This window comes from Devosia ureilytica, from assembly GCF_024273195.1.
GTDB lineage: Bacteria > Pseudomonadota > Alphaproteobacteria > Rhizobiales > Devosiaceae > Devosia > Devosia ureilytica.
The window spans coordinates 245,615-253,473 of record NZ_JAMZCU010000006.1 but is presented as its reverse complement, the minus strand read 5'-3'; the positions used below and the strand labels follow the sequence as shown (position 1 = coordinate 253,473).

Here is a 7,859-nt window from a genome sequence, read left to right as displayed (position 1 = left end):
CGAGGGCCAGCGCACAACGTCGGGCGCCTATGAAAAGAAGTGGCGCTGACGATGCCGACACCTTCTTCTCTCAAGATTACCATGGGTCCGGTTCCCTATTTGTGGTCCGGCGAGAAATGGCGCGATTTCTATTACCGCATCGCCGAGTCGGGGCATGTCGATGCGGTGACGCTGGGTGAGGTGGTCTGTTCCAAGCGGGACCACTTCACCCGGCCCTTCCTGCCTCAAGTGATCGAACGGCTGACCACGGCCGGTAAGTCCGTAGCCGTGGCCTCGCTCGCCTTGGTGACGCTGGAACGCGAAGTTGCGCAGACGCGGCGGCTTGCAGAGAAGGCAGAACTGGCCGAAGCGAACGACCTTTCCGCGCTGCGTGTCTTGTCGGGCAAGCCGCATCTCGTCGGACCTTTCGTGAATGTCTACAATGGTGCGACCGCCCGCCTGCTTGCCAAGCGCGGTGCCATCCGGATCTGTCTTGGCCCGGAACTCCCGGCCCCCTCTATCGCATCGATCATCTCCGGTGCGCCGCGGATCGAATATGAAATCATCGCGTTCGGACGCCTTCCACTGGCGATATCGGCACGCTGCGCTCATGCCCGAGCCAAGGGCAACACCAAGGACAATTGCCAGTTCGTCTGCGGCGATGAACCCGATGGGCTCGATGTCGATACGCTCGATGGTCAGCCGTTCCTGACCGTCAACGGCGTGCAAACCATGTCGAGGCACTGCCAGGTGCTTCTTGGTGACTTGCCCACCCTGGTCGAACTTGGCGTGACGCACCTGCGCCTTTCGCCGCAGGATTGCGACATGGCTGCGGTGGCTGAGATCTTTGCCGAAGTGCGCGATGGGCGGGTGGGCCCCGAGGAAGGCATCGCGAAGCTGAAGATCGTCTACTCGGCGGCGCCCTATTCGAACGGCTTCCTGCATGGAGCTCCCGGCATGAATTGGGTCGCCGCATGAACCATCAGTCCCCCATTCGCAGCACCCCCGATCCGGACATTCTAGTCGAACGCATCCGTTCGATCATCGGCACGGTCGCGTTGGATTGCGACTGCAGGCAGAGGGTGAACGACGCCCTTGGTCGCTTCGTCGAGATGGAGCAGCAGCGCGAGATCCGCCGGCACCTTTTGTCCTCGCGACACCATCGAGCCGCCATAGCCGCCTTGATCGATCTACTGTCAGAGCTGGACGACATCAGTTGGGTGGAAGCGGATCGCGGCGTATTCGTGGAATTTGCTCATCTGTTCGAGGACATCTCCGAACACGCCTTGAACGGCGCCGCAGACCTTCGTCGAATGGGAGGCTAGAAACCATGAGTGGCACCAAAATTCGGCCGGCGCTGACCTTCGGCGGCTTTGCATTCCTGGCCTTGGGCGGACTAGGAGTCATGCTACCGGTACTTCCGACTACCCCGTTCATACTGCTGGCCGCAGCCTACTTCTCTCGTTCATCGCCACGTTTCGAGCAGTGGTTGATCGATCATCCAAGAATGGGACATCATATCTTGGCTTGGCGGAAGAACCGGGCAATTCCAACGCGGGCTAAGATCGCGGCAGTCGCATCCATGGCTTGTAGCTTTTTGATATTGCTAGTCGCCGGCAATGCACCTACCGCACTGAACATTTGCGTTGCGACAATACTCGTTGCTTGTGTTGCCTATGTAGCCACCCGTCCAGCTAAGTAGCTGCCGGCAAGGAAGTCTTTCGAGCAATAGGAGAGAATGGCCATGGTTCCATTCATGACGTGCGTGTTCCTTATTGGATCATGTCTCTGGCTTGGCGCCAGGTGCCTATCCCAGCGACTTCCCAACGCGGGGGAGCAAGACCAGATCGTCGCTCCATCTTCATCACGACACCTCGACGCCGTTCTGCTGGAAGTGGAATGGCGCGGAGACAGCTTTCGATAGCGCACGTGTCGACTGCGTAGGCGCAAGAGAATCTAACTCACGATGAAAGCCATGGCCACTGACATCATCTTTGATCCTTCAACTGACATTAAAAGCCTTGAGCCTCGCGGCATCTTTGGGCGTTGGCTCGACGAAGCCAAAAATGCATCAGGATTCACGGCTACCGCAATGTCCTTGGCTACGGTCAGCCGCAATGGCACCCCTGACGTGCGAATGGTCCTGCTTCAAGCAGTGTCAGACGGCGGACTGGTGTTCTTCACCAACCTCAAGAGTGCCAAGGGCCAACATCTGCAGATCAACAGCAGCGCTGCCGCGTGCTTTCATTGGCCGGTCAAGGGTCAACAGGTTCGCTTGCGTGGGCCGGTTGAATGCGTGACCGATAATTATGCCGATGATTATTTTGCGAACCGACCGCGAGGAGCACAGATCGGCGCGCACGCATCTGCGCAGTCCGCCCCGATACCTGGTCGTGCTACGCTTGAGGCGCGTCTGCGCGAACTGGACAAGCAATTCGTCAGTGGCCCGGTCCCTCGCCCCGAGCACTGGACTGGCCTGCGTTTGATACCGGATGAGATAGAGTTCTGGGAGGATGGCTCCAACCGGCTCCATGACCGACTCCTGTTCACGCGCAAAGCGGAAGACGACGGCTGGACTGCGCAGCGATTGTCACCATGACTGCCACGGGAGGGCAGAGCAGATCGCCGACGCCAAGGAGACGTCGGCGTCGACCAACAACGGATGGTCAGGCAGCCCGGCGCGTCACTCGCACCTGCCAGACTTCCGGGCCCTGTGCCTCGTAGGCCCAGTCGACCTGGTCCGGATATTCTGCGGCGAACTGGTATTGCAGAGGGCGCGGGTCATGATCGTTGATGATGATGAAGGCTTCCCCGGAACCTAGGTTCTCGAAGGCAGTGAAGATCATTGGATGTCGAAGGCGGGGGGCAATCATGCGCACGTCAATGACTGTATCGGTAGGCTGGCAGTCGCCACACATGGGCAGAATCCTTGTTGTAAGTGTGGATGAGTACCTGGTCCGAAAAGGTCCATGACAGCGCTTCGGTCCCGGCTGCAGGCTCATAGCCTCGGAGGGCGGCCCCGTCCTTGAGCCGGCGCAAACAATCGCTCGTCAGCAGGTCGACTCCTCGTCCGTTTGCAGGCGCGACAACGATGGCCAGTAGTCATAGAGCCACGCGATGAAGGCTAAGGCCCAAAAGCAGCTGGCGAGCAGATGGAGCGGACCCGGCGGCAGAGGCAGCAGGCCCATCTCGGGCAGGGCGCGCAGCGTCGTCCCGACTATGACCATGTTGTAGGCAACCTTCGTCGGCCAATTGAAACCGAGGCCCTGCCCCGTATGAAATCGCCCGGCAATCGACAGCACCGCCAGCACGGCCAGTCCCAAGCCGCCCATGAGCGCAATATGGACGCCGGGCGCCTCCCCCCAGGGCGCGCCAAGGCGCGAGGCGCCAACAGTCAGCAGGCCTAGTCCGGAAAAAGCGCTTGCCCCCGCGAGCACGGCAATCTCGGCGCGAAACGCCTCGCGCCCCACAAAGCACTCGGCGACACGATCGAGGAAGCCGGCGCCAGCTGCGATCCAGAGATAGCCGCTCACGGCCGGGGATAGGCCAAGCCAGTCACCGGCTATGGCCAGTGCGACCAGCCCGGGGGCCAGGTTCTGGCGTCCGGGATGCGGCCGATATGCTGCCGTTTCCTCGCTCGGGTCGAGGACGTGGTTGGTCACGGGCACAGTGATGCGCGCCAGAGCGAGACCCAGAAGACCAAGAAAGATGTAGCCGGAAGCGAGGGAAGCATCACGGCTGAACTCGAAGTCGCCCATGAGCATTCCGGCGCGAGCGGCTACGGTGGCCACTGCCAGTGCTGCTAGCCATATGACGAATGCGACGAGGCGATCGGTGCGGCGCTGAATGGAGATCCGGTAAATGTAGAGGATCAGGGCCAGCAACCAGCTCAGATCTGCCAAACCAGCAACGATGAGCAACTGTTCGCTAGCCAGGAAGCCGACAATTCTGGCCAGCCCCCATGACGCCGCCAATAGCCAGAGCGCCCGACCGCGCAGGCGGGCAGTTCCCGTCCATTCCGGCGCGGCCGTGGTGAGGAACCCTATCAGGGCAGCGCCCCAACTGCCGACGATCATCTCCTGCATATGCCACAAGCTGGGTGGAACGTCGCGCGCAAGCGGCAGGTCGAAAGACCAGAGCGCAATCCAGAGAAACGGCCAGAGAGCGGCATGCAAGGCCGCCAGCGGAAAGAAGAGCCGGAACCCCTCATCCGCAAGCACGTGCCTGAGCGGCATGGTCCGCGTTGCAGGCGTCGACGAGCTCACGTCCGGCGCCTTTCATCGACATCATGGACATGGGCAAAGGCGATATCAGAACGCAGGAAGGCCTGCATGCTGGCGAAGATGCTAGCGTCGTCGCGATTCCCAGGTTCACCATCTACAATGCGCTCGCCGACCAGCCCCTGCCCTTTATGGTGCATGACGAGGATGCGATGGGCCACCCGGATCGCCTCCATGAGGTCATGCGTGATGAAGAGTGCGGCGAACCGGTTATGCCGCGCGGCTGCGATCACCAGATCTTGCATGCGTCGCTTGAGGGCGACGTCGAGCGCTGTGAAGGGTTCGTCGAAGAAGACAAAGTCAGGTTCGATGGCCATGGCGCGGGCAATGGCGACGCGCTGGCGCATGCCCCCGGACAACTCCACCGGAAACTTGTCCAGATCCTGACCCTCGAGCTGGACCATGCGCGCGGACTGACGGACGCGCAGGTCCCTCTCCCTACGCGACATGCCCGAGAGTTCCAGCGGATATGCGATGTTCCCCGCTGCGCCCCGCCACGGCAACAGGCGCGGGTCCTGAAACACCATGGCGTGGCGGCGATAGTGGTTGGCCACCCTGCCCTCCCTGGCGCTGATCAGACCCGCAGCTATGTGCGCGAGGGTCGATTTCCCGCATCCGGATGGACCAACAAGCGCCACGACCTCGCCGCGCCGGATCGAGAGCGATACCCGGGACAGCACCGTACGTCCGAAGAAGGCATGCCCGACGCCAGTGAGGGTTAGTGCGGTCATCGCTTCACTCCCCAGGGCTGTGCAGCCTCGCGCCAGCGTTCCAATTCGGCGCGCACAGGCCTGACGAGCCCGTATTCGCCAACCACCAGGGCGACGACCGACAGCATGACCCACGCGAGGGCGCCAGTGATGTCGAGCATTGCCCGCGTGCGCGCCAGGGCGCCGCCGACGCCGCCGGCATTGGCCAGCAGCTCTGCCATGACCGCCACCTTGAAGCTCGTGCCCAGAGCCAGGGCCAGGGCCGGCAGCAGGTGGGCGCAAACTTGCCGCAGACCGACGCTCAGGAAGCGCCGGATCGGACCTGCGCCGAAGACCTCGGCCATGGCATCGAGGCCCCTGTCGCGTGTCATGACTCCCTCGGCCCCGGCCACGAAGACAACCGGTGTGGCCGATACCAGGATCGTCGCGGCGACTGTGGCGTCGGAAGCGCCGAACCAAATCATCGTCAGAACGATCCAGGCGATGGGCGGCACCCCGAGGGCCACCGTCAGCAGAGGCCGCGACAGTCGCATCACTGCCGGCGCATAGCCGGCGATCACCCCCAACAGTGCTCCCAGAATACCGGCAAGGAAAAAACCCGACAGCGCGCGTCGCATCGTGACGAGCAACAGGGTCCAGTTCTCGGGTGCAGCCAACAATCCAATGGCAGCGAGCGCCGTGGCCATCGGACTTGGCAGGATGAAGTCGCCATAGGCCTCGTGCCCCGCCTGCCACACCGCGGCCAGTAGGGCGACAGCGGCGAGTCCCGACCAGCCTGACCAGGCGAACCGGCCCAAGCGGCCGAGACGATCACCCACAAAGCCCACCATGCGGCCTCACTTGTTAGAGCGCATAGAAGCCATCGTCGGGCAGTCTGCCGCCGATGATTGCCGGATCGCTCTCAGCCATCAGCGAGAACATGGCCTCCAGCGCTGGCCGCGCTTCCGATGCCGGGGTTGCCGTCAGGTTGCAGTGCGGGATGGATTGCGCCAGCACGGACGCGGGTTGCTCAAGCGGTCCCGAGGCGTGCTCGGCCGCCTCGGCGGGAGCACCGATCATCTGGGCGGTGGCATTTACCAGAAGGGCCTGGAGCGGCGCAATAAGGTCGCCATGGTCCTCGCTGAAGCGCTTGGTCACGGCCAGACCGGCCTGCGGAACGACCGGTCCCAGGCCCGTGACCCGCCCCCATTCCTCCTGAAGGTTGATCGCGCGCGCAAGGGTACGACCGGCTTCACGGCCGCGGATGCCAATCACGGTCGCGACAGGCTCGGACAAGACAGCCGCATCGATGCGACCGGTCATGAGCAGTTGGGCCGCTTCCATGGGGGAGCCTGCCGGCGTCAGCTCGACGCTGTCGGCAATGCCGTGCCTGGCCAGCAGGGCGCGCACGATGAAGTCCGGCGTGTCGTTGGGGAATGGCACGGCCAGGCGCTTGCCGGCGAGATCGGCAAAGCCGTTGAGCATCTGTTCGGGCGCGATGACATAGAGCAGGCCGTTGGTCATCACATTGACCAGCCTAACGCCCATGCCGCGATTGTAGAGCGTCGCCGCCGCCTGGGCGGGCACCACGGAAAGGTCGATGGTTCCAGAGGTCAGCCCGGCACGCAGCTCATCCGGATTTCGCCAAACGGTTAGGCTGACATCTTGCGCGATCTCGCCCAGCGCTCCTGTCGCCACCGCATGGGCAAGGGTAATGGTGGGTCCGGCCGGCGGGCCGTAGAGCGCCAGCCGCGCGGCAGGTGCTGCCCGCAAAAGAGCAGGTGTGGCAAGAGTAATGGCAGTGCCCGCAAGGCCAACCAGGGCTGTGCGACGCGTGATCTTGAAGGAAGTGCTCAAGGCTATGTCCTGCGTATGTCGAGTTGCTACTCGGGTTGCTCACCGGAGCCAAGATGAGAGCGGGCGACACGCCCGCTTAAATCGAGTTTTCTAGTCATGTTTTCTTTTGGCTGTTTGCGGCAGATCAAACAGCAATGCGATTGGGCCACTGCCTAAAGAACGCTGGTTTGCTCCGGATCAAGGACGATGACCGGCGCTGTGCTATTGTGGACCGAACCACTGGAGGACTGACCGATGTCATTTATTGGAAGCATGTTCGCCCGCACCGACCGCATGTTCGACATGGCCGTCGCCATGAACCGCGATCTCTCAGCGCACGTACCTGGCAGCATCTATGCCGCGCAGGAATTGCGTGGCGCCGTCAATAGGTGCATGTTCTGCACCGACGCCAATGAATGTGCCAAGCTCGTAAAAACCGAGGTCCACCTGGCGTCCGCCCCCGAGTATTGTCGCAATCGGGAATTCCTGCAGCGCTTGCCGACCCTTTAGACGACAACTGGTCTTGCATCGCCGGTGGAGCGCAGCCGTTTGCTCCGCAACAAAGACCACTCCAATCTCAGCTCTATGCTCGATCTGACCACGGGTAGGAGCAAGAGATGAAACTGGAACCGATTTCTCCGCATTGCGAGGCCCTGCTGCGCAGCGACGGCAATGCGATCGCTGTCGAGGAGCTGATCGCAGTTCTGCTGGCGAACCTCAAACAGCACCCGCACTTCGGCAACGTGCTCCATCACATCGCCGGTGGCAATTGGGATGCGGTGTCCAACTCCATCCGGGAAATCGTTCTGGAGCGCGCTCCGGTCTCGACGTGCTCCGCGCTAACTCGCAACCTCTACCGCGCGCTCAGCGGCACAGGGCCCATCAATCTGCGGCCGCTCCGACAGTGGTTTCTGCGCCTCGTTGAACCCGAGAGCTCGTCCTTGTTTGCTCGACTTCTGGCACGGCGGATCGATTCCGCAATCGCGGACCTCGTCCTGCAGAAGCCGAGATTCAAAGCATCAGCCCTGCGGATTCTAAACAGTCGGTAGGCTCAGCAACCAACCCCCATAAAGGT

The 7,859-nt window shown here is 62.2% G+C and carries 11 protein-coding genes; 6 read left to right on the top strand and 5 right to left on the bottom strand.

The features are described 5' to 3' along the window. Positions 1-51 precede the first annotated feature (51 nt). The 4 genes from ubiV (at position 52) to pdxH (ending at position 2,578) form a co-directional block, all read left to right on the top strand. Complete coding sequence (ubiV, locus tag NIM87_RS16300) at positions 52-957, top strand: ubiquinone anaerobic biosynthesis protein UbiV (RefSeq protein ID WP_254675766.1); 906 nt, start codon at positions 52-54, stop codon at positions 955-957. Beyond that, entirely contained in the window at positions 954-1,304 is a 351-nt protein-coding gene (locus tag NIM87_RS16295; protein WP_254675753.1) for a hypothetical protein, read from the top strand. Before ubiV ends, NIM87_RS16295 begins: the two co-directional genes overlap by 4 nt. A 5-nt stretch (positions 1,305-1,309) precedes the next feature. Continuing rightward, positions 1,310-1,681 carry a YbaN family protein gene (locus NIM87_RS16290; protein WP_269468139.1) on the top strand — a complete coding sequence of 124 codons (372 nt, stop codon included), beginning with the start codon at positions 1,310-1,312 and terminating at the stop codon, positions 1,679-1,681. A 273-nt stretch (positions 1,682-1,954) separates the two neighbouring features. After that, positions 1,955-2,578, top strand: coding sequence for a pyridoxamine 5'-phosphate oxidase (gene pdxH, locus NIM87_RS16285; RefSeq protein WP_254675752.1), 624 nt, complete (start codon positions 1,955-1,957; stop codon positions 2,576-2,578). Positions 2,579-2,645: 67 nt separating this feature from the next. Here the strand turns inward: pdxH and NIM87_RS16280 are convergent, their stop codons facing one another. The 5 genes from NIM87_RS16280 to NIM87_RS16260 all read right to left on the bottom strand — a co-directional run bounded on the left by NIM87_RS16280 (position 2,646) and on the right by NIM87_RS16260 (position 6,805). Beyond that, entirely contained in the window at positions 2,646-2,897 is a 252-nt protein-coding gene (locus NIM87_RS16280) for a DUF2249 domain-containing protein (RefSeq protein ID WP_104891399.1), read from the bottom strand. Between the two features lie 132 nt (positions 2,898-3,029). Next, positions 3,030-4,244, bottom strand: a complete 1,215-nt coding sequence (locus NIM87_RS16275) for an NnrS family protein (RefSeq protein ID WP_254675751.1) — start codon at positions 4,242-4,244, stop codon at positions 3,030-3,032. After that, the gene (locus NIM87_RS16270) at positions 4,241-4,990 is read right to left on the bottom strand and encodes an ABC transporter ATP-binding protein (protein ID WP_254675750.1); all 750 of its coding nucleotides are present in this window, start codon (positions 4,988-4,990) and stop codon (positions 4,241-4,243) included. Before NIM87_RS16270 ends, NIM87_RS16275 begins: the two co-directional genes overlap by 4 nt. Then, complete coding sequence (locus tag NIM87_RS16265; protein WP_254675749.1) at positions 4,987-5,787, bottom strand: ABC transporter permease; 801 nt, start codon at positions 5,785-5,787, stop codon at positions 4,987-4,989. The genes NIM87_RS16270 and NIM87_RS16265 overlap by 4 nt, the downstream gene beginning before the upstream one ends. Before the next feature lie 25 nt (positions 5,788-5,812). Then, a complete protein-coding gene (locus tag NIM87_RS16260; protein ID WP_254675748.1) occupies positions 5,813-6,805 on the bottom strand; it encodes an ABC transporter substrate-binding protein in 993 nt (330 codons plus the stop codon). Between the two features lie 234 nt (positions 6,806-7,039). On the opposite strand from NIM87_RS16260, the gene NIM87_RS16255 reads away from it, so the two are divergent. Both NIM87_RS16255 and NIM87_RS16250 read left to right on the top strand, forming a co-directional pair. Next, positions 7,040-7,294, top strand: a complete 255-nt coding sequence (locus tag NIM87_RS16255; protein ID WP_254675747.1) for a DUF6455 family protein — start codon at positions 7,040-7,042, stop codon at positions 7,292-7,294. Between the two features lie 107 nt (positions 7,295-7,401). Continuing rightward, complete coding sequence (locus NIM87_RS16250) at positions 7,402-7,833, top strand: hypothetical protein (protein WP_254675746.1); 432 nt, start codon at positions 7,402-7,404, stop codon at positions 7,831-7,833. The last annotated feature ends 26 nt before the right edge of the window (positions 7,834-7,859 follow it).

Bases quoted from the DNA above. Each gene is read 5' to 3' on its own strand.
- ubiV (WP_254675766.1), top strand. From the start codon at position 52: ATGCCGACACCTTCTTCTCTCAAGATTACCATGGGTCCGGTTCCCTAT.
- NIM87_RS16295 (WP_254675753.1), top strand. From the start codon at position 954: ATGAACCATCAGTCCCCCATTCGCAGCACCCCCGATCCGGACATTCTA.
- NIM87_RS16290 (WP_269468139.1), top strand. From the start codon at position 1,310: ATGAGTGGCACCAAAATTCGGCCGGCGCTGACCTTCGGCGGCTTTGCA.
- pdxH (WP_254675752.1), top strand. From the start codon at position 1,955: ATGGCCACTGACATCATCTTTGATCCTTCAACTGACATTAAAAGCCTT.
- NIM87_RS16280 (WP_104891399.1), bottom strand. From the start codon at position 2,897: ATGTGTGGCGACTGCCAGCCTACCGATACAGTCATTGACGTGCGCATG.
- NIM87_RS16270 (WP_254675750.1), bottom strand. From the start codon at position 4,990: ATGACCGCACTAACCCTCACTGGCGTCGGGCATGCCTTCTTCGGACGT.
- NIM87_RS16255 (WP_254675747.1), top strand. From the start codon at position 7,040: ATGTCATTTATTGGAAGCATGTTCGCCCGCACCGACCGCATGTTCGAC.
- NIM87_RS16250 (WP_254675746.1), top strand. From the start codon at position 7,402: ATGAAACTGGAACCGATTTCTCCGCATTGCGAGGCCCTGCTGCGCAGC.